A 19,254-nucleotide genomic window follows, 5' to 3' on the forward strand; every position below is an offset into this window, starting at 1 on the left:
CCCCCTATTCTGTGTCTTCAGCCTTGGATTCTACCTTTCCTATCATTGGTGATAATGGATAGAATCCTATCTTATCCTCTTCACCCTTTTTTACTAGGTAGCCTGGGGCGTTGACTTTACCACCATCCAAGGCTATGTGTCCATGTACTATCATCTGTCTTGCTTGTTTTATTGTTCTTGCAAGTCCCTTTTCATATACCATGGTTTGTAGTCTGCGTTTTAACACATCTTCGATTGTTAGATTAAGAACATCTTCTAGTTTAGCATCATCTGCTAGTATACCCATCCTTTTAAGGTGTCCTAGGAGTTGTTCCCTCTCCTTTTTTGTCTGTTCTTCTGGAAGGCCGAGTAGATGCCTTGCATCTCTCCTATATCTTCTAATCATTGTTTCGGCCTTCCATATCTCCTTTTTGTTCTTTAACCCGTATTTTGTGAGTAGTCTATTTTCTTCTTTTATCCTTTCAGCATTCCATGGGTGAGGTGGAGTGTCATACTTTTTACGGGGTTTTCGTGGGTGTCCCATATCAGATCTCCCCCTTTTATCTTATTTTCTCTTCCTTCTCCTAACACCTACAGATTGTCCTTTTCTGAAGGTTGATTTTGTCCTCTGGCCCCTTACTGGGAGGCCTAATTCGTGTCTTATCCCCCTATAACTTCTTATCTTCTTCAGACGGTTCAAGTCTTCTCTGATGCTCATTTCAAGATCTGCCTCGATTAGGTGTTTGTCTTCGCCTGTTTCGTAATCTTGGCGGCGATTCATCATCCAATCAGGGATATTGTATTTTTCAGGATTTTTAAGGGCTTCTTCTAATCTTGTTATTTCATCCTCTGACAAGTATCCGATCCTTTTCTGGCCATCAAATCCAAGGACGCTTACTATGGCCTTGGCGAAGGCCTTACCAACACCTTTAATATCTGTAAGTGCATGTTCTATTGTCTTATTACCATCTAAGTCTTTTCTGGCTACACGTACTATGTGTTTGAATTCTTCTTCCATCTGTTTAACCTCCGAAGGTGTGAGAATGAATCCACAAACCTTCCCCCATTGTGGGGGGGTATCATCCCTTATCCCTGAAGTGATAATGGGTAAAACTTGGGATTATGATCTACTCGACGCCGGGACTGGGATTTGAACCCAGGAGGAGCAAAGCTCCACAAGATCTCCAATCTTGCGCCTTACCTGGCTAGGCTATCCCGGCATCTTTATAATGAGATTAATAGGCGAGGATTCTATACTATTATCATAAGCTTTAGATTCTATTTAAGTTTTACCCCATACTTTAGGGTATGTTCCTCGTTCCATAAAAACTTTCTGGGTGTCTACTACGATACCCTTTTCAGCATCTAGGATCTGGAGGGATGAGTACATGCTTTCACCGGCAGCTACGAGCTCATCTTTAAGTGTCATCAGTACTACTGTGTCACCCCTTTCTATGTTATCATCTAATCCTATGATGCCACTTACTGCAAGGTTTGCACCGTGGCATATTGCATCAACTGCACTGTCCCTGATAACTATCTTTGGAAGGTGTCTGACTGCAAATTCCATTGGTTGTATGCATTTTCTTAGGAATTTTTCTTCACCATCCTCTATCCAGAAGTGGTATGCGTCGGTTAGATCATGGAGTGTTACGAGGGTCTCATCTTCTGTGAATGGTCCAACTTTTGTACGTCTTAATTCAAGCATGTGTGCTCCTGTCCCAAGGGCTTCCCCAATGTCGTGGCAATATTTCCTTATATATGTCCCAGCTTCGCATCCGATCCTGAATAGCACATCTTTCCCATCTACTTCTAGGATCTTGGTATAGTATATTCTTCTAACTCTTAGTTGGCGTTTCACAGCTGCTTTCATTGGGGGTGTCTGAAATATTTTACCTTGAAATTCTCTGAAAACCCTTTCAAGTTCTGCCATTTTAACGGGCCTGTGCAGTCTCATGATGCATACATATTCCTTATCTGCTTCTAGGAGTAATTGGAGCACCCTGGTAGCCTTTTCAATGCCTATGGGTAGTATTCCAGTGACCTTGGGGTCTAGTGTCCCTCCATGTCCAACTTTTTTCACGTTGAGTAGTCTGCGGATCCATGAGTCTACCTGATGTGAAGTGGGACCTGGGGGTTTATCAAGGTTGATAACCCCCTTTTGTATGTATTCATGGATTGGCCTTTTATCGGGTGGGCAACCATATGCTGGGTCTGTTTCGGCTTTGTTTTTGATTAGGAATTTTGCCATGGGGCGCCCCAGGTAATCATTTTATTGTTTTTTCGAGTTGTTTTTTAATCTCTTCTATGTCGTCTGATTTTATTTCTATCTTTTTTTCCGTGGGTTCTAAATGTTTTATGTTGCACCTTCTATTTTTGACATTGATTCCCACGACTTCTACGAAATTTTTATCAATTATATCTAGTATTACGCATTCTTCTCCTGCTTCTCTGCCGGCGGTTTTGATGCATATTCTTCCCACTTCTATTGCTGGCATTTGATCACCTCGGTAATTTTTATTATTATGTTTGTGATTTCTTCGGGTTTGAAATGGGCGCTGTTTAGTATTATGTCATAGACTTGCAAGTTTTCTATGTCTATCCCGTGAATTTCTTTGTATCTTTTGGCTTCGCTTTCTTCTCTTCTCTTTATTTCATCTTCGACCTTTTTGAGAGGTTTTGATTCCCTTTTACTTATCCTCTCTGCTCTGATATCGAATGGTGCTATTATAAGTATTTTGAGATCAGCTTCGACAAAATAGGCTGAAAGTCTCCCTTCCACTATTAGGTTCTCCTTGTTCTTGGCTATTTCTGCTTGTCTTTTATCTATCTCTTTGTCGATTTCATGGTCTTCTTCTGCTAATCTGCTGAATTCTAAGATGTCCATCCCCCTTTCAGCTGCCATTTGCCTGAAAACGTCACCTGCTGATATGAATGGTATCCCTAGTTTCTTTGAGAGCATTCTTGTAATTGTTGTTGTACCAGCGCCTGGGAGACCGCTGATGGTTATTATCATGACCTTGCCTCTTCCTTAAAAACTTTTCTCATACACTCTGAACAGTAATAACCACCATATGGTCTGTTAGGTCTTCTCTTTGACTTTGATAATTTTCTTATCTGGTATGGTCTTCCACGGGGGACTCCATGGAGTGGTTTACCACATCCTGCACATACATGCTTTGATGGTTTCTTCCTCTTGTAGTGTATGACCGTCCTGCCACCTGGAGTCCTCTTGAATGTTTTCTTATATGATCTGGATCTGTATCTTAATTCTGGCATGAGTGTTCCTCCCGTTACATTCCTTTAAGTCCCATGAACTTCCTGAATATCTGGGACATTGCAAATGAGCATAGTATGTACCAGCCTAGCCACCCTATGGCATATGCTGGTGAACCAGCCGGCATCTTATAGAACATGTGCCATATCGGCACGAGGAGCACGTAATATGCTACTTGTGGGAGTATGATTGTGGCCTTTGAAATATAAGGGTGTTGGGCCATCCAATAGAATACTAGGATTATTGGTAGGAAGGTTACTATCATGGGCTTGAATGACATTGTCATCATTTCCCTTTGCTTGTCCATGAATTCCATCTGCTTTTCTTGCAATTCCTCAAGGGCTTTAATGTCAGTGGATTTTCTGGCCTCCATAACCTCTTGTTGGAATTCTTGCATCTCACGTCTAAGTTCTTGTAACCTTTCCTGGTCTACTAGTAGCTTGTTTGCTAATGTTATTATAAAGGCTATTATGGTGGCTATAATAAATATTGTGAGTATAGGATTTTGTGGATTAGGGTCTAATGCTAGGAATGGGCCGAATATGATGTCTAGTCCATTGTATATGATGTCTAGTACCATTTTATTCCTCTTATAGTATCTTTTTCATTTCTTGAACCGCATTTTCTAGGCGGCTGTTATGGTTTTCGATTATTTTTACTGTTGCACCTGTTAGTGTGGCGTATGCTATTGCCGCTGCTCTGTTCATCTGCTGGTGTAGGTCTATTTCTTTGAGCATTTCCATGTCCCTTGTCCTTGTTGTGTCTGAGATTCTTCTCATGAAAATCTCTTCTGGGTCTGCTTCGATAAGTACAAACATATCTGGTTGGAGTTCTTCTAGGACCCATTGTGGTAGTCCTGGTAGAAAACCAGTTGGTGTTTTTATTGTGCAGTGAGTGTCAACGATTATATTAGTTTGCTTGGATCTTTCTCTTATATTTTTCGCAGCCGCTTTTTGTATCTTCTTCTGTTTTTCTGGTGAAAGTTTCCTCAGCTGATCCCTGTCCTCTACCAGACCCTCAGATTTAGCTATTTCGAGCATCACATCTCCATAATTCACATTTATATAATCTAGGTCTTCTAGTGCATGTTTGAGTACTGTTGTACTCCCGGAACCTGGTATTCCTGCAACTACAACAACCTTCATGTCTATCAAATCCTATTTTCTTTTTTATTCTCCGAGGAAGCGTCTGAGCATTGGATGCATATCCATAAGCTGTTCCTGGGCTATCTCCTCATATAACCTGTAGACTATACCCACTGTTAAAAGCACACCTGTACCCCCACCTAGAGCCCCTGTCAGGTCAGCTATAAATGCTAGAAATCCTACGAAAGCCCCTCCTAGTATTGTGAGTGGGGGTATATACCTTTTTAGTATCCTCTCAAATTGCTTCTTAGTACTTCTAAAACCAGGAACTTGTAAGCCCATCTGGTATAATTGTTTGGCGACTTCTCGGGGTCCGAGGCCGCTTATCTCGATCCACAACCATGCGAATAAAATGGAGAATCCTATGAATACTATAGCATAGAATGCAACCTTCAAAGGATCTAAGTAGAGGATGTCAATGGATCTTGGGGGTGTTAGAAGGTATGCTAGGCCGCTTATAGCCTGTCCCCTTGAAACTTCTCCGAGTATTGGGTGTCCCATTTTTTGGAATACGTTAGCCATTAATTGTACGTTTAATAGTAGGGCGCTTGTGAGTATAACCGGCATGTTACTCGCATATACGAACCTGAGGGGGTATTTGCCTATTGGACCGCGCCCCCATCTTTTACCTCCACCCATAGTCAAGGGTATTTCAACCCTCATACTCTCTGCATAGACTACAATTAAGAATACGAAGATTAAGGCTAGTATCGGTATAATATAATATTGTAGATCAGGGGACTGGCCAGTTGCCAGCAAGTATAGGAATCCGGGTATTCTGCCAGCTGGCACTCCCGGTTGTGCTGGTGAAGGAAGGGGGTTGAATGCTCCTACCATTATCTCCTGGGATACTCCTGCTGCTATGAATAGTCCAACTCCACTACCGAAACCCCATTTAGAGACAACCTCATCTAGGAATATTATGAGTATACCGCCTATGGTCATCTGCAATATTAGTATGCCTGTAAATGCCGAAGATAATGGTGCGAGAGCCCCTGTTAATACTAGTATGGCTGCTTCAAAGACTGTGAAGATTATAGCTAACAATTTCTGGGTCCCTTGGAAAAATGCTTTGTCCTCATGGCGTGATAGATCTAATTTTAGTAATTTTCCACCTACTAGCAATTGTAGTATGATTGATGCTGAGACTATGGGCCCTATACCCAAAGTTAAAATTGAACCGAAGTTTCCTGCGATAACTGCCCTTAATTGGGCGAATTGGTCCACTGCAGTGGGGCTTAGACCATAGAGGGGTATCTGCCCAAGGAAAAAGTATAATATTAGGACTATCCCAGTCCATTTGAGTTTTTCCTTGAATGTTTGCCTGTATTCAGGCTGTTTTACTTCGGGTATTATTGAGAATATGGGGTCTAGTTTTTCCCTCAAATTGGTTCAGCTCCCAGGATTTATATTTTTTCGACTTTTCCTCCGGCCTCTTTTATCTTCTCTTCTGCTTTAGCCGAAAATTCATGGGCTTTAATGTGTAATGGTTCTGTTATTTTGCCTTGGCCCAGGACTTTCTCGTAACCTATGTTGGTAACGTCTAGGATGGTTATATTTTTTTCTTTTTTGGCTATTCCTTCCTTTATGAATTTTGGTAGTTTTTCTTGGATTTCGCCAAGGTTTATTGTCTTGGGGTCTTTGACGAGTTTCCTTGGACGTTTAAACCCTCTTTTACCGAAGTGTTCTGGGTCGTATTTGACTATCCATGTCCAGTGGTGTTTGTGTCCGCCTGCTTGTCCTCTGCCGCCACGGTGGCCTGCTCCTCGTCTTTTCTTTGATGATCCTCCTCCGACTGTCCTGGAGCCTCTCATCTTTGTGATCTTTTTTCTTTTTCTGATCATTGTTATCATACCTCGGTTATATCATTCGTTGTATTAGTTCGTTTATTTTATCTCCTCTGTAGCCTAGGCTTCCACCTTCTTTGAATGATTTTTTCACGCTTTCATAGCCTTTTCTGGGTGGTTGGAGTCTGAATACTGGTTTTATGTCAAGGTCTTCGAGTTTGGTTTTTCCTTTGAGTATGGCTTCTGCGAGTTCTTTGAATGTTGAATAGCCTTTATCTTTTATGTGTTCTTTTGTGATTTTTTTGTTACCTGGTAATCTGCCCCTTTTTTGTATCATTGATGCTAGTGTTTCTTTGTTTATTTCTCCCCATGTTATGTAGTCTTTTGCTTTTTGTAGCATGCCTTTGTAGTCTGGTGTTTCCTCGACTATTACTGCATGGTTGATCCGGTGTAATCTTAGCATTGCGAGGGTGTCCTTGATGTCTTTTTTCACGCCCACGGAGCCCCTCACTCTTATGACTGCGAACATGCTAGATCACCCTTTATGCTGTGGTGACTCCAAGTTTTTTAAGGTCTTTTTCTGCTGCTTTTATCTTGCTTAGTTGTTTTAGGGCGTTGAAGGTTGCCTTTGCAAAGTTTATTGTTGTTTGTGTCTGTCCTTTTGTCCTGGACCATATGTCTTCTATCCCTGCGAGTCTGAGTATTGTTTTTCCAACGTCTCCTATGGCGAGTCCTACTCCTCCTGGCGCTGGTAGGAGGGTGACTCTGACGCTTCCGCTTTTACCTGTGACTCTGAATGGTATGGTGTGTTCTCGGCCACATGCGCATCCCCAGTCTCCACATCCTCTTCTAACCTTGATTATGTTGAATTTAGCATCATCTACTGCTTTTCTTATGGCTGGTCCGACTTCTCTTGCTTTTCCTTGTCCTAGTCCTACGTAGCCGTCCTTGTTTCCAACTGCTACTATGACTCTGAAGTTTACTTTTCTTCCTGATTTGTGCATTCTTTGGACTAGGTTAACGTCTATGACTTCTTCTTCGAGGTCTGGGAGTAATGCGTCTATTATTTCTAATTCCATTATGGGGAGCCCTTCTTCGAATATTTCGTCTATGCTTGTGATTTCTCCTTCTTTCACCCTTTGTCCTAGGCTTGTTTTTGGCTCCCATTCTTCTATGTCAAAGTTCATGATATTACCTCATCTATTTTCTTTTTGATTTCTTCAAAGTGCTCTGGTAATCTTGTTGGGGAAAGTCCCCTTTCGAAGTATTTGGAGAACTTTTTTTTCGCTTCTGTTTCGTCTAGTGATTTTGCATATTCTGCTATGTGTTCTCCTCTTATCCTTGATTCGTCTGGTAGGATGGTTTCACTGTGTGGCACTTTTAACCCTGCATCCACAGCACCTTTAAGGGCTGCGAAGACCCGCGAGCCCTTAACTGGTGGTCTTAGGCCTATGTCTAAGATGGCCTCTTTGATCCCCTCTTTTAGGGCTTTTTTGCCGCATAGGTATCCTGTTAGGTAGGCTGCACTTATATTATTAGTGTTAGCTAGCCATCCGAGTTTTTGTAATTGTTTTGAGTGGGCTGAAATGAGTGTTTCATCTCCTATTTTACCAACTTTAGCTATTTGGGTTATAACATGATAGTTGGTTACTCTTACAATGAATCTTAATTTACCGGCATCTACTAATTTGTACCTTGCCCTGTAATCTGTTTTCCCTTCTCTGCGTCTTCTGAAGGGTAATCTGTATCTGGGCCCGTGTGCCAAGTCTCTTCCCTCCTTATCTTAGCATGTCATGGTCTCTGGCATAGGTTTTCATGTAGGATTTGCTCCTGAAAGCCCCGCCTTTAGCCATTTTGTAAAGTTTACGATATGTAGTCTTGTTTATTTGCCTTTTATCCCTCATTTTTTTAAGGTCTTTCCTCAGAGCCCTTATAGTGCTTATCCACTCCCTCTTACGTGGTCTTCTAGCACCTTTAGCCCCTTTTATACTGCCTTTTCCTTTCCTTCTGCCCTTCCTTTTCTGCTCTTTTATCTTCTTGGATCTGTAACTGCTTATACCCTTTTTGGGTTGGGCTTTTATGGCTCCATCTTTTATTAGTTGTTTTATGCTTTCTCTAGTTATTGCTGTTGAAACCTCGTCAACTCTTTCAGGGTCTATCCATACCCTGTTTGTTCCTACTTTGAGTATTTCTGCAGCTAGTCTCTTTTGAGTGGTGAGATTCATGTTGGGTTTCCCTCCCTTAAGTTTTTTTTATTGGGGGGCTTTTAGGGGTTCAGAATTTTAATGCCTAACTCTTTGGCCCTTTCTATGATTAGCTTTTTTTTCCTGGCGCCTACTGTGGATGCTATCCTAGCAGCCTCCCCTTCAGGGTCTAGAGATTCTATTTCCTCCAAGTTTCTGATTAGTACGTCCTTGTAACCTGAAGGGTGTAATCCTCTTTCTTTCTTGGGTTTCCTGTATCCTATGGATGGCATTGCAGGTTTTCCTTTTTCGTATCTTCTCATTTTACTGGTTTTGCCCTTGGGTTTTCTCCATTTTTCGCCCAATTTTTTGTATCTTGCATACTCTTGTCTTTTGAATCTTTTTTTCATAGGGATCACCCTTTACTTACGAGGTATATGCCATCCTGGAATACTCTTGGGTCTCTTCTTTTGATTTTTGTGGCCTGTTCTATGTTTGCCATTGTCTGTCCAACGTGTTCTTTGTCTATTCCGGTTATGTGGACTTCGTCGCCTTTTACTTGCACTTTGGTGTCCCCTAGGATTTTTGCTTTGCGGGGGTGTCTTTCACCTAGGAAGTTTTCGATTATGACCTTGTCTCCTTGGACTTTGACTGTCATGGGGAAGTGTGCGTAGACTATTTTCATCTTATAAGTGAATCCTCTAGTTACTCCTGTTATCATATTGTTTATGTGGGCTTTGATGGTCCCGAGCATTGCCTTGTCCCTTTTACGTGGGAATTTAACTTCTAGGATGATTTTGTCATCTTCTTTATCTATTTTTATGTTGTGTTGGTCGAATTCGCGGGATACTTCCCCTTTAGGCCCTTTTACTGTTATTTTGTGGTCTATGGTGACCTCTACATTGTCTGGGATTGGGATTTCTTCCCGGAGTATTGCTGCTACGGCCATTATTATCACCCTTTTTTAGTAGATGTAGGCTAGTAGTCTGCCGCCTATCCCTTTTTCTTTGGCTTCTTTGTGGGTCATTATGCCCTGCGGTGTTGTGACTATGAGTATTCCAAAGTCTCTGGCTGGTAAGTATCTTTTTTCGAATTTTTCGAATTCGTCTTTTTTGACGGCATGTCTTGGTTTTATGACTCCGCAGTGGTTTATGTTCCCTTCTAATTCTACTATGAATTTACCGGCTCTGCCGTCGTCAACGTATTCGAATTCGCCTATGTATCCTTCTTTTTGCATTGTCCTTAGTACTTGTCCGATGAGTTTGGAGGCTGGTGATATTATACATTTGGTGTTTCCTCTAAGTTCGTTGTTTCTGATGTTTGTCAGTGCATTGGCGAGTGGATCCATTAGTGTCATCTTCTTCGCTCTCCTTTTAGTTGTATTTTTTGAAGCCTATTTTTGGTGCGAGTTCTCTGAAGCATTGTCTGCATAACATTAACCCGTATCTTCTTACGATGGCTGAATGATCGCCACATCTTGAACATTTCCGTGATGCTTTCCCGTATTTTCTTGGCATGGATTATCACCCTATTATTTTGACGTTGAATTTTTCTTTCATGAATTTGATGGCTTCTTCTCGTGTTACTCTATGTTTTCTTGGAACTTTCCTTTTTTGTATTCTGCGCCTGCTTATCCTGTATCCGGGTTTTTCGAATGTTATTGAAAGGTCCATCCCGAATATTCCAATGTCTGGATCGTATTTCATCCCTGGCATGTCTATGTGTTCTTCTATCCCCATTGAAACGTTTCCTTGGTCATCGAATTGGCTTGCTTTGAGTTTGTTGCCGATGCCATCTAAGAATTTCCTGATTATTTCTTCGGCTTTTTTTCCCCTCAGTGTTACTTTGCAGCCTATTGGCTGCTTTTTTCTTATGCCGAATTCTGGGTTTGTCACCTTTGATATTGTTTTAACTGGCTTTTGTCCTGTCATGGTTTCTAGTAGTTTCTCTGCTCTTGCTAGTCTTTCCCCTCCTTCTCCAACGCCTATGTTCAGGGTTACCTTTGCTATTCTCACTTGTTCCATGGGGTTCATATCTTTATCCTCCTAGTTGTATGAGTGGTTCTTTTTCTCCGATGACGAATACGTAGTCTTTGAGTGTCATGAAACTTTTTTTATCATGGGTTTCTATGATTACTGTGTTGGGCATTGATGATCTTGTGATTGTTATCTTTTTGATGGTTCCTATTTCCCCTGTGTGTTTACCGCCGGTAACTAATCCGATGTTACCCTCTTTGAAGCTTATTGAATCTATTATTTCTTGTTGTGGGATTTTGAGTTTTATAACATCTCCTACTTTGAAGTTTTCATCAACTATATGGTTGCGTCCATCATGGAGGTTGAGTTGTGTCTTCCCACCTTTTAATGTTGTTTTTTTGATGATCTTGCATAATTTGAAATTTTTGTCCTCTTCTTTTATCGGGTGGAGTGTTAGGGCGCCCTTTTTGCTGAGGCCTACTCTGTAGGTTTCGCCTGTTTTTGGTATTTCGACAACGTCCATGAAACCGACTGGGAATTTGTAATCTTTCCTTGGACGCCCATCTATGAAGATTTCTCCACTGTTTATTATCTTTTTGGCTTCTCTGGAAGTATCAGCCACTCCTAGGATATCTCTTACTATTATAAGTAATGGTAGTGAGTTCTCCATGCTATGAGGTCCTGGTGATGGTTTAACAGTCCATTTACTTTCTTTTGGTGGTATTGGCCAATGTCTAGGTGATTTGAAACGTTTAAGATGTTTTCTTGATCCCATTTTAGCCATTTTTTATCCCTTCCGTTCTAATACTTTGATTCTTTTTTCATCTTCTAGGTTTAATTCTATTATCTGCAGGTTGGAGGGGTGTATTGGGAAGTATGTGGTGGTTCCGTCTACTTTTTGTATGGTGGCGCCCTCCACATAGACCTTATAATTTTTGAGGTCTACTTTCTCTATTCTTCCTTGGTGTCCTTTGAAGTCTCCGCGCATTATCTCTACTTTGTCTCCTTTTCTTACTGGTAATGATCTTCTGTTGTATTCTTTTCGGAGTTCTTTACTCAAGTTTGCGCTCATTATCTTGTGACGAATGTGTAAAGGTGCATTATGGAGGAATTTCCTCTGTTTCCTTGGTTGTTTTGATCTTGGCCTTTTCCTAGCCATTTTTATCACCATATTATACTATTATGCTGGCTGCGCTGCCTATACTAGGCCATCTCGTGGCTGCTTCTTTCGCAACGGGTCCTCTTATCTCCGAGCCTTTCAGGCTCCCGTCTGGGTTTACGATGACGGCGGCATTATCCTCAAATTTGACCCTTAGCCCGTCTGGTCTCCTGTATTCTTTTTTTTGTCTTATTATGACCGCGTTTAGTACTTCTCTTCGCATGTCCACGGTACCTTTTTTCACTGATACTACTATCATGTCACCTACGCCAGCTGCTGGGAGCCTTCTTCGAACACCTTTGTAACCTTTAACTGCTATTATTTCAAGTTCTCGGGCTCCTGTGTTGTCCGCGCAGTGTAGTTTCGCGCCTACGGGCAGTGCCCTGGTGACATTTGCTGCTATGGCCTTCATATTATTTCTCTCCTTTCACTTCAACTACAACGAAACTTTTTGTTTTGCTTAGGGGTCTGCATTCTGCAATCTTTACTGTATCCCCAATTTTGACGTCGATGCAGTCGGGTTTGTGGGCTTTGATCTTTGATCTTCTCTTCTCATATCTTTCATATTTTGGCAGGAACTGGTAGTAGCTTCTCTCTACCGTAACTGTCCTTTCTGCCTTGTCACTGGTAACTATACCTTCTAGTATTCTGCCCCTAACCTTTAGGTTACCATGGAATGGACAGTTAGGATCGTTACATTTTGATTTTGGTTCTGGGACGTCGATGCCGATCATCTATTATCACCCTTAAATTTTTTTAAATTTCTTTTTTATCCGTTCTTCTGGACGGCCTACTATTATTCGCCCGTCTATTTCCACTACTTGGCCGTCTGGTAATTTGAAGTGGAATTTTGCCACGTTCTTGGGTATTATGACCTCTTTTCCATCTTTTAGTTCTATTTTGAGTGTGTTTTTTGTTTCGTCTATGACTTTGCCCTTGAGGCCTTTGAAGTTTTTGTGTGGGCTTTCTGCTACTTTGACTTTTAAGCCTATGAGTTCATGTCTAAATACGTTCCTTGGTGTTATCATCTTATCTCTATGGTGTCTGGGGAGAAGCCTAATTCCACTAGAACTTTTTTGACCTTCTTTTTATGGTCTCCTTGTAATTCTATTCTACCCTCTTTGGCTGTTCCCCCACATGCGCATTTGGCTTTTAGCGTCTTTGTGAGCTCTTTTATGTCTATTTCTTGCTCGTTGATGCCCTCGATTAATGTCATGATTTTTCCGAATCTTCTTCTTACTGTGTACACTTTTACTCTCTGTATTTCTCTTGCTATCTCTTCACAGACGCATAATTCTTTTGGAAGACCGCATACCTCGCAGATTTTCATTTGTGTCTCCTTCTATTTTTCTTTCATGATTGTGAGAACTCTCGCTATCGTCCTTCTAAGTTCGCGCATTTTACCAGGACTTTCAGGGGCTCCTGTAGCCGCGCTTTTAGATAAGTATTTTGAATATTCTGCCTTCAGTTCATCTAACTTTTTATAAAGTTCTTCAGAGTCCATCTCCCTTATCTCATCACTTTTTAAGATGGCCATATTTAATCACTCTTTTTTAGCTTCTTCCACTTCCTCTAATTCTTCCTCTAGTTCTTCCAATTCTTCCAGTTCTTCCTCTAATCCTTCTTCTTCCACTTCCTCTAATTCTTCCTCTAATCCCCCTTCTTCCTCTTCTGTGGTCTTTTCTTCAATTTTTGGCGTTTTGATCTCCACGTCATCAGGTAGTTTGGCATCAGGGGGCATTATACGCACATACACCCCAAGTACTCCAGGTTTTAATTGTACTGTGGCGAATCCTTCCTTGACAAATTCTATGGCTGGTTCGCCACACTTTTTAATATAACCATCTGTGAATTTGGCCATAGCTGCCCTGGCACCTCTTATCTTCCCTGAGATTGTTATCTCAACTCCTTGGGCGCCGGCGGCCATTATCCTCCTCATGGCTGTGTAGGCCACTCTCCTGAAGTGCATGCCTCTCTGGAGCATGGCAGCGATCTTATGGGCCATTATCCTCGGGTTTAATTCGGGTACTTCAACTTCTTTAACTTCTACTTGGGGGTTTTCTAGTTTGAACTTGTTTTTGAGTTTCTGGGTTATGGCACGGACTGTTTTGCCTCCTCGTCCGATTACCATGCCTGGTCTTTCAGCATAGACCACTACCATGGTACCTAGTGGTGTTACTTGTATGTCCATACCACCATAACCTGCTCTTTCAAGTTCCTTTTCTAAGTATTCGTCGATTTTTGTCCTTCTAAGTCCTTCTGTGACGAAGTCTTTTTCGATCATTAGATTAAGCCTCCCCTAGCACTACTTGGATGTGTGTTGTTGGCCTGTTGAATGGTGTGGCTCTCCCGAATGCCCTTGGGATCCATCCCCTTATTGGTTGTCCTCTGTGACTTGATATGTGGATTATTTTCAAGTTTTCTGTGTCTAGTCCTTTGTATTCTGCGTTGGCCTCCGCATTCTCGAGGACTTTTAGTATGTGTTTAGCTGCTTTGACTGGGTATCTGCCACTGTCCCATCCTTCAAGTCCCCTGCGGTGTCCTACTTTCCTGTTGTATCGCTTGAATGGTACTGGTCGTTTCATTTGGATGACTTCTTTGAGGTAGTCTTTGGCTTCTTCTAGTTTCATCCCTTTGAGTTCTCTGCAGATTTCCACTGCATGCTTTGGGGAGATTTGGAGTCTGAACCCGGTTGCTCTCGCTATTTTGGCCTCATCCTCTACTTTATAAGCGTATTTGATCCTAGCCATTTTATTGTCTCCCATTTTATTTCAGAGGAACGAACATGGATGATCTGGTCGCGCCCATTCCTGGGTCTCCGTGTTCAACCTTTTTTCTTGTTGGTGCGAATTCTCCAAGGTAGTGTCCTATCATCTCTGGTTGGATTTTCACTTCTACGAAGTCTTTCCCATTATGTATGCCAAAGGTTAAACCCACCATCTCTGGGAGTATTATCATGTCCCTGCAGTGGGTTCTTATAATGGGTTGTCTTCCGCTCTTTTTCGCCTCTTTTTTAACTTTTCTTATTTTTTCCAATAATTTTTTTTGTCTTGGTAAGAATCCTCTTTTTAAGGATCTTCTTTGTCTGGATGGGAATAGTTTTATCACATCATCTAGGGGCATTTTCTGTAATTCATTTAATCGGTAACCTCTGTACCTGAATTCTCTACGTGCCAATAACTCACCTCCAATATTTTTTTATCTTCTTTTCCCGGTTCTTTTAGCTGCGATTGAACCAACTTTTCTTCCTGGTGGCGCGTGTTTCGATACTGTTGTGGGTTTGCCTGGGTGTTGTCTGTTACCTCCACCGTGTGGGTGGTCTACGGCGTTCATTGCAACGCCTCTCACCACAACAGATTTTTTACCCTTGGCCTTGAGAGCATGATATTTTTTACCTGCTTTGAGGAATGGTTTTTCTCTACGCCCTCCACCCGCTACTACGCCAATTGTGGCCCTACATTTTGGGTTTAGGGCTTTCAGTTCTCCTGATGGTAATTCTATAACTACTTTGTCGATGTCATGAGTGATTAGTGAAGCGTAAGTGCCTGATGATCTTACGAGTTTCCCACCATCTCCTGGTTGGTTTTCTATGTTGTAGATTGGTGTCCCCTCTGGGATTTCTCTGAGTTCTAAAACGTTACCTGGTTTTATTGGTGCTGAGGTTCCATGGTATATTTCTTCCCCGATTCTGATGCTCTCTGGTGCTAGTATGTAGTCTTCTTCGCCGTTGTCATACTTTATCCTGGCTATGGGGGCTGTTCTCCCAGGATCGTGGATTATATCAACTACTTTACCCTTCAAGGTTTCTTCTTGGGATTTGTATTTTATTTTTGCCTTGAATCGGTGGGAGGCGCTCCTATATGTTGGTGTTCCCCTCCCAAGCCTCTGTGATCTTAATCTTTTACCCATTATATTACTCCCCCTTATGTGGATTTTTTAGAATACGCCTAGTTTAACTGCTATGTCCTCTGCGTTGTGTTCCTTGGCCAATTTTATATATGCTATTTTTTCACCTTTATGGGTGATTTGTGTGTTAACCCTTTCAACTTTCACGGCGAAAAGTTCTTCAAAGGCCGTTTTTATCTCTGACCTGTTACTTCCCCTATTGACTATGAATGTTAATTCATTATTTTGGTCTATTAGGTTCATAGTTTTTTCTGTTACATGGGGTTTTATTATGATCTTGTATGGATCCATTCTTTTTACACCCCTATTTTGAATAGTTTGTCAAGTTTTTCTATTGCAGATTTTGTGTATACTGTTAGTCTGCCAGGGTGTGTGCCTGGTGCTAGTAATTCTGCGTTTAGGTTTTCCACTCTTACTATGTCTATGCCTGGGTGGTTTCTCGCGCCTAATCTTATGCCTTTATCATCATGTACTACTATGAGGGGTCCTTTAGGTGTTCTGTATTTTCTACCCCTCATCTTACCTTTTCCGGCTCTTATCTTTTTACCTTCTTTCGCCCTTATTATATCCTCTATTATTCCTAGTTTTTTGAATATTTTTCTTGTCTCTTTTGTCTTTTTGATCTTTGAGAGTTCGTCATCCACTACTAGTGGTATTTCTGGGATTTTGTCTATGATATGCCCCCTCTTTTTGACTAGTTCTTTGTTGGCTGTTGCTGCTATGGCTGATCTGATGGCTAAGCGTCTTTCTTTCGTGTTTATCCTTTCATGGTAGTTTTTGTATGGCTTTGGTGGGTGTGCTTTCCTCCCCCCAACGGCTTGGGGGACGAATGCTGCTCTTTGACCGCCTTTTATACGGGGTACCATTGCAATTCCCCGGCCGGCGCCATATGATTCTGCTGAGGTTCTTTTACCGGCCATGGGATCTGAACCCCATGGTTGTATTCTTGCTGTTTGTGCTGATATGACTGCCCTTTTTATGAGGTCTGGTCTGTATTCTTCACTGAATATTTTAGGCAGTTTGATCTCGTCTACTGGTTCTCCATCTAGTGAGTAAACTTTAATTTTCATGTGAACCACACCTGACATTTTAGGTGCCCTGTTTTGATGCTGTGCTTATATATGTTACCTGGGGTGCTTCAACACCTTTTTCAGGCGCCCTTATGGCTTTTCTCAGGATTATCAGCCTTTTGGCGGGGCCTGGTACTGAACCTTTTAGGAGGATGTAATCGTTTTTTATGAGCCCGTATCTTATGAATCCACCTTTTGGATTTATTTGGTCGGCTTCTGAGGCTTCTCCTATCTTGAGTATTTTCTTGTTGTATTCTGTCCTTCTATGGTAGCCCATTTGTCCTGCTTGTGGGACTGTCCACATTGTCCTTGAAGGTGTCCATGGGCCTAAAGATCCTATGTGTCTTCCTTTGCTGCTTCTCGCTGCTTTACCATATTGTATTCTGATACCCCATCTTTTCACTGGCCCTTGGAACCCTTTACCCTTGGTCACTGCTATTGAATCAATGTATTCTCCTTCTGAGAAAACCTCGCTTATTCTGATGTCCTCTCCGAGTAATTCTAGTGCATATTCTAGTTTTTCTTGGATGTTTTCACCGCCTATGGCGCATTCAAAGATTTCTGGCTTCTTTTTTGGCAGCGCTGCTAATCTGGGGTTAGTATGGACTAATATCCTTATCTCTTGGACGTAGTCCATGTTATCTTCTATTTTTTGGATTGCTGCATCCTTGTTGTAGTTGTCTCCTGGTGTGGATATTTTCCTTTTAAGATCTTCTTTCATGTTATCGGCTAGGACATCTGATAATGTCCTGAGTCCTCTGCTGGTTTTTTCGTAGGCTCTAACTCCCATTACAGTGATTGGTGGGGTTTCTATTACTGTGACGGGTGTTGTGATCTCCATACCCTCTGTGGGCGAATTTTTCCTATTATCTACCATTGTAATGTGGGTCATGCCGGCTTTGTAACCGGCGAAGGCTAGTGGTTTCAACTCTTGGATTTTTGGCCAGGATTTTATCCTGGGTGTTTCTTTCGCAGCCCTTTTTCTTGGACTGTATGCTAGTGATCCTTTTCTTGGTTGATGATGTCTAGCCATTAGATTATACCTCCTCTATTGGATTTTTCTTATTATGTTAAATATTGATAAGGTTGCTAGTACAGCTTCCTCGGTCCTTACTGTTTCGGTTCCCTGGTCTGGAATCGTATTTAATGTGAAGTCCGCTTTGATCGTTGTTGGTAACCCCTTGTAAGGACCTCCGAATAAAATAGCCACTTCATGGGCTTTTTCTAATCTGGATTTTACTTCATCTAGAATAGAAGTAAGGGGCGCGCCATACTTGGATGTTGCTATGACAACATCCTTCTTCTCAGATTTTAGGGCCTCTGGGAGGCTTTTACCCGTATCCTTTACCTTGTATCCCCAGTACACATCTTCTGGTTCCTCTGGTTCTACTATTATATTCTTACCATATTTTATTACTTTGAAGGTTAGTATCTTGTTCACTGTAAGCTTTTCCCTGGTTAAGGCTGGTCTGTCAGCTCCTATATCGACTATGGTCCCTCTTCTGGTCCTCTTGAGGGTTAGTCCTTGTCTGTATTCGCCAACCTGTGGTTTGCCTATTGGATGATGTGGGGTTCGAAGTGGTGGGAGCACACCCACATGCTTCAGGTTAGGTGTTAGGGGGAAAACCTTCCTTCGAAGGTATTGAGGTGTATCCATATAAGCTAGGATATCCCTAATAAACTTTGCCTCACCTTCACCTTCATCCTTGTAGATTATGATTTCATCGACTTTGAATATGGCTGCTGCACGGCCTATTATACCAACCTTATATGTTTTTATTTTAGGATCCCTTGTCTCCTCTGTTAAGGTGTCTGGGATGAATATGGATAAACATCTTTTATACATCTATTAATCTCTATTTTCATCTTTTATAAATATTTTCATAACAATCATGAATGACCATTAATATTAAGGAGGTTCTTGTTGGATTCCTTATTTCCTAAAAAACTTCGAATTATAATAACAGATGCTTAAGTAAAATATTGTGGGATGGACAATCTCCCAAATGTTGAAGACGTATAAGCCCTCCATATGATCAGTTAACAAGGGGGAACTATCCAATATCTTTAGGTTTTGATAATCCTCAAGACAATAACATCAACAAGTTTAGAATCCTTTCTATGGAAATTGTATATTCTTGGTATGGGGAACCTATAATATAATTTATGGGTTATTTTTCCACCTATTGTTTCAAAGTATCTTGTGACAAAATCCTCAGATCCCATCATATGGAATGAATAAACAACAGGGGAAATTTTAAGGGATCCTTCAATAAATATCCTGTCAGCACCGCGCTTAACCATCCTCTGGGATCCAAATGGCGGGTTCTGGATCAGCGTATCAACCCCTAATCTTGAAAATTCCATAATACTATCCTTTATATCAGCTTCTATGAATTGTATCTTATCGGCAACATCTAATTCTTCGGCCGCCCCCATAGCAATCTCTAAGGCCTCCTTGTCAATGTCCACAGCGAAAACCTTCCTAGCTCCTAGCATGGCAGCTCCAATAGCAAATATACCAGTGCCACAAGCTAAGTCCATAACATGTTTGCCATGAATATCACCAAGATTATATGCAAACCATAGAATGTCCGCAGCGATAACCGACGGGGTCTTATACTGTTCCAAACTCGCTTTAGGACTAGCATAATCTGGTACCTTTTCAAGTAAAATTTCAAGATGCCGCTTCTTTAATATCCTATACCCCATATCAGATCCTATAAGAAATTTCTCTTAATATTCTATCAAGGAAACTATTAAATAATATCT

Annotated in this window: 35 protein-coding genes and 1 tRNA gene; all 36 read right to left on the reverse strand. The window is 41.5% G+C overall.

The features are described 5' to 3' along the window. Positions 1-4 precede the first annotated feature (4 nt). Positions 5-523 carry a 30S ribosomal protein S4 gene (locus tag QFX38_03360; protein MDI9623908.1) on the reverse strand — a complete coding sequence of 173 codons (519 nt, stop codon included), beginning with the start codon at positions 521-523 and terminating at the stop codon, positions 5-7. 21 nt (positions 524-544) lie between these two features. Then, entirely contained in the window at positions 545-997 is a 453-nt protein-coding gene (locus QFX38_03365) for a 30S ribosomal protein S13 (GenBank protein MDI9623909.1), read from the reverse strand. Positions 998-1,114: 117 nt separating this feature from the next. Beyond that, positions 1,115-1,199: transfer RNA gene (locus tag QFX38_03370), tRNA-Ser, on the reverse strand. Positions 1,200-1,261: 62 nt separating this feature from the next. Continuing rightward, positions 1,262-2,230 carry an RNA-guided pseudouridylation complex pseudouridine synthase subunit Cbf5 gene (locus QFX38_03375; GenBank protein ID MDI9623910.1) on the reverse strand — a complete coding sequence of 323 codons (969 nt, stop codon included), beginning with the start codon at positions 2,228-2,230 and terminating at the stop codon, positions 1,262-1,264. A 16-nt stretch (positions 2,231-2,246) separates the two neighbouring features. Next, positions 2,247-2,477, reverse strand: coding sequence for a 50S ribosomal protein L14e (locus QFX38_03380; protein ID MDI9623911.1), 231 nt, complete (start codon positions 2,475-2,477; stop codon positions 2,247-2,249). Then, positions 2,465-2,995, reverse strand: a complete 531-nt coding sequence (locus QFX38_03385) for an AAA family ATPase (protein MDI9623912.1) — start codon at positions 2,993-2,995, stop codon at positions 2,465-2,467. The genes QFX38_03380 and QFX38_03385 overlap by 13 nt, the downstream gene beginning before the upstream one ends. Next, on the reverse strand, positions 2,992-3,258 hold the full coding sequence (locus QFX38_03390; protein MDI9623913.1) for a 50S ribosomal protein L34e: 267 nt from the start codon (positions 3,256-3,258) through the stop codon (positions 2,992-2,994). Before QFX38_03390 ends, QFX38_03385 begins: the two co-directional genes overlap by 4 nt. A gap of 14 nt (positions 3,259-3,272) precedes the next feature. Continuing rightward, the gene (locus QFX38_03395; protein ID MDI9623914.1) at positions 3,273-3,836 is read right to left on the reverse strand and encodes an EMC3/TMCO1 family protein; all 564 of its coding nucleotides are present in this window, start codon (positions 3,834-3,836) and stop codon (positions 3,273-3,275) included. Between the two features lie 10 nt (positions 3,837-3,846). Continuing rightward, a complete protein-coding gene (locus QFX38_03400) occupies positions 3,847-4,401 on the reverse strand; it encodes an adenylate kinase (GenBank protein ID MDI9623915.1) in 555 nt (184 codons plus the stop codon). A 24-nt stretch (positions 4,402-4,425) separates the two neighbouring features. After that, entirely contained in the window at positions 4,426-5,787 is a 1,362-nt protein-coding gene (gene secY, locus QFX38_03405) for a preprotein translocase subunit SecY (protein ID MDI9623916.1), read from the reverse strand. 20 nt (positions 5,788-5,807) lie between these two features. Further along, complete coding sequence (locus QFX38_03410) at positions 5,808-6,245, reverse strand: uL15 family ribosomal protein (GenBank protein MDI9623917.1); 438 nt, start codon at positions 6,243-6,245, stop codon at positions 5,808-5,810. A gap of 16 nt (positions 6,246-6,261) precedes the next feature. Then, positions 6,262-6,717, reverse strand: a complete 456-nt coding sequence (locus QFX38_03415; GenBank protein MDI9623918.1) for a 50S ribosomal protein L30 — start codon at positions 6,715-6,717, stop codon at positions 6,262-6,264. A gap of 13 nt (positions 6,718-6,730) precedes the next feature. Further along, positions 6,731-7,375 (reverse strand): 30S ribosomal protein S5, encoded by a 645-nt coding sequence (gene rpsE / locus QFX38_03420; protein MDI9623919.1) that lies wholly within the window; start codon positions 7,373-7,375, stop codon positions 6,731-6,733. Next, positions 7,372-7,953 carry a 50S ribosomal protein L18 gene (locus QFX38_03425; GenBank protein ID MDI9623920.1) on the reverse strand — a complete coding sequence of 194 codons (582 nt, stop codon included), beginning with the start codon at positions 7,951-7,953 and terminating at the stop codon, positions 7,372-7,374. The genes rpsE and QFX38_03425 overlap by 4 nt, the downstream gene beginning before the upstream one ends. Positions 7,954-7,966: 13 nt before the next feature. Then, positions 7,967-8,413: a 50S ribosomal protein L19e gene (locus tag QFX38_03430; protein ID MDI9623921.1), complete on the reverse strand. Its 447-nt coding sequence runs from the start codon at positions 8,411-8,413 to the stop codon at positions 7,967-7,969. Between the two features lie 41 nt (positions 8,414-8,454). Next, complete coding sequence (locus QFX38_03435) at positions 8,455-8,781, reverse strand: 50S ribosomal protein L32e (protein ID MDI9623922.1); 327 nt, start codon at positions 8,779-8,781, stop codon at positions 8,455-8,457. A gap of 5 nt (positions 8,782-8,786) precedes the next feature. Beyond that, a complete protein-coding gene (locus tag QFX38_03440) occupies positions 8,787-9,320 on the reverse strand; it encodes a 50S ribosomal protein L6 (protein MDI9623923.1) in 534 nt (177 codons plus the stop codon). Positions 9,321-9,335: 15 nt separating this feature from the next. Further along, entirely contained in the window at positions 9,336-9,728 is a 393-nt protein-coding gene (locus QFX38_03445) for a 30S ribosomal protein S8 (GenBank protein MDI9623924.1), read from the reverse strand. Positions 9,729-9,744: 16 nt separating this feature from the next. After that, on the reverse strand, positions 9,745-9,888 hold the full coding sequence (locus tag QFX38_03450; GenBank protein MDI9623925.1) for a 30S ribosomal protein S14: 144 nt from the start codon (positions 9,886-9,888) through the stop codon (positions 9,745-9,747). A 6-nt stretch (positions 9,889-9,894) separates the two neighbouring features. Continuing rightward, the gene (locus tag QFX38_03455; protein ID MDI9623926.1) at positions 9,895-10,404 is read right to left on the reverse strand and encodes a 50S ribosomal protein L5; all 510 of its coding nucleotides are present in this window, start codon (positions 10,402-10,404) and stop codon (positions 9,895-9,897) included. Between the two features lie 4 nt (positions 10,405-10,408). Further along, positions 10,409-11,131: a 30S ribosomal protein S4e gene (locus QFX38_03460; GenBank protein MDI9623927.1), complete on the reverse strand. Its 723-nt coding sequence runs from the start codon at positions 11,129-11,131 to the stop codon at positions 10,409-10,411. Positions 11,132-11,134: 3 nt separating this feature from the next. Beyond that, complete coding sequence (gene rplX, locus QFX38_03465; protein MDI9623928.1) at positions 11,135-11,506, reverse strand: 50S ribosomal protein L24; 372 nt, start codon at positions 11,504-11,506, stop codon at positions 11,135-11,137. Between the two features lie 13 nt (positions 11,507-11,519). Beyond that, complete coding sequence (locus QFX38_03470; GenBank protein ID MDI9623929.1) at positions 11,520-11,918, reverse strand: 50S ribosomal protein L14; 399 nt, start codon at positions 11,916-11,918, stop codon at positions 11,520-11,522. Position 11,919: 1 nt separating this feature from the next. Next, positions 11,920-12,240, reverse strand: coding sequence for a 30S ribosomal protein S17 (locus QFX38_03475; protein MDI9623930.1), 321 nt, complete (start codon positions 12,238-12,240; stop codon positions 11,920-11,922). Between the two features lie 12 nt (positions 12,241-12,252). After that, the gene (locus QFX38_03480; protein ID MDI9623931.1) at positions 12,253-12,534 is read right to left on the reverse strand and encodes a ribonuclease P protein component 1; all 282 of its coding nucleotides are present in this window, start codon (positions 12,532-12,534) and stop codon (positions 12,253-12,255) included. Beyond that, entirely contained in the window at positions 12,531-12,836 is a 306-nt protein-coding gene (yciH, locus tag QFX38_03485) for a stress response translation initiation inhibitor YciH (GenBank protein ID MDI9623932.1), read from the reverse strand. Before yciH ends, QFX38_03480 begins: the two co-directional genes overlap by 4 nt. A 12-nt stretch (positions 12,837-12,848) precedes the next feature. Next, positions 12,849-13,043: a 50S ribosomal protein L29 gene (rpmC, locus tag QFX38_03490; protein MDI9623933.1), complete on the reverse strand. Its 195-nt coding sequence runs from the start codon at positions 13,041-13,043 to the stop codon at positions 12,849-12,851. Between the two features lie 6 nt (positions 13,044-13,049). After that, positions 13,050-13,790, reverse strand: coding sequence for a 30S ribosomal protein S3 (locus tag QFX38_03495; GenBank protein ID MDI9623934.1), 741 nt, complete (start codon positions 13,788-13,790; stop codon positions 13,050-13,052). A 4-nt stretch (positions 13,791-13,794) separates the two neighbouring features. Then, positions 13,795-14,256, reverse strand: coding sequence for a 50S ribosomal protein L22 (gene rplV, locus QFX38_03500; protein MDI9623935.1), 462 nt, complete (start codon positions 14,254-14,256; stop codon positions 13,795-13,797). Positions 14,257-14,272: 16 nt separating this feature from the next. Further along, positions 14,273-14,683, reverse strand: a complete 411-nt coding sequence (gene rpsS / locus QFX38_03505; GenBank protein MDI9623936.1) for a 30S ribosomal protein S19 — start codon at positions 14,681-14,683, stop codon at positions 14,273-14,275. 21 nt (positions 14,684-14,704) lie between these two features. Next, the gene (locus QFX38_03510) at positions 14,705-15,415 is read right to left on the reverse strand and encodes a 50S ribosomal protein L2 (GenBank protein MDI9623937.1); all 711 of its coding nucleotides are present in this window, start codon (positions 15,413-15,415) and stop codon (positions 14,705-14,707) included. Positions 15,416-15,442: 27 nt separating this feature from the next. Then, positions 15,443-15,703: a 50S ribosomal protein L23 gene (locus QFX38_03515; protein ID MDI9623938.1), complete on the reverse strand. Its 261-nt coding sequence runs from the start codon at positions 15,701-15,703 to the stop codon at positions 15,443-15,445. Between the two features lie 5 nt (positions 15,704-15,708). Continuing rightward, positions 15,709-16,482: a 50S ribosomal protein L4 gene (gene rpl4p, locus QFX38_03520; GenBank protein ID MDI9623939.1), complete on the reverse strand. Its 774-nt coding sequence runs from the start codon at positions 16,480-16,482 to the stop codon at positions 15,709-15,711. 19 nt (positions 16,483-16,501) lie between these two features. Then, positions 16,502-17,515, reverse strand: a complete 1,014-nt coding sequence (rpl3p, locus tag QFX38_03525; GenBank protein ID MDI9623940.1) for a 50S ribosomal protein L3 — start codon at positions 17,513-17,515, stop codon at positions 16,502-16,504. A gap of 15 nt (positions 17,516-17,530) precedes the next feature. Continuing rightward, on the reverse strand, positions 17,531-18,328 hold the full coding sequence (locus tag QFX38_03530) for a putative RNA uridine N3 methyltransferase (GenBank protein MDI9623941.1): 798 nt from the start codon (positions 18,326-18,328) through the stop codon (positions 17,531-17,533). A gap of 221 nt (positions 18,329-18,549) precedes the next feature. Then, complete coding sequence (locus tag QFX38_03535; GenBank protein MDI9623942.1) at positions 18,550-19,194, reverse strand: METTL5 family protein; 645 nt, start codon at positions 19,192-19,194, stop codon at positions 18,550-18,552. Between the last annotated feature and the right edge of the window lie 60 nt (positions 19,195-19,254).

Source organism: Methanothermobacter sp. (assembly GCA_030055615.1).
Taxonomy (GTDB): Archaea; Methanobacteriota; Methanobacteria; order Methanobacteriales; family DSM-23052; genus Methanothermobacter_A.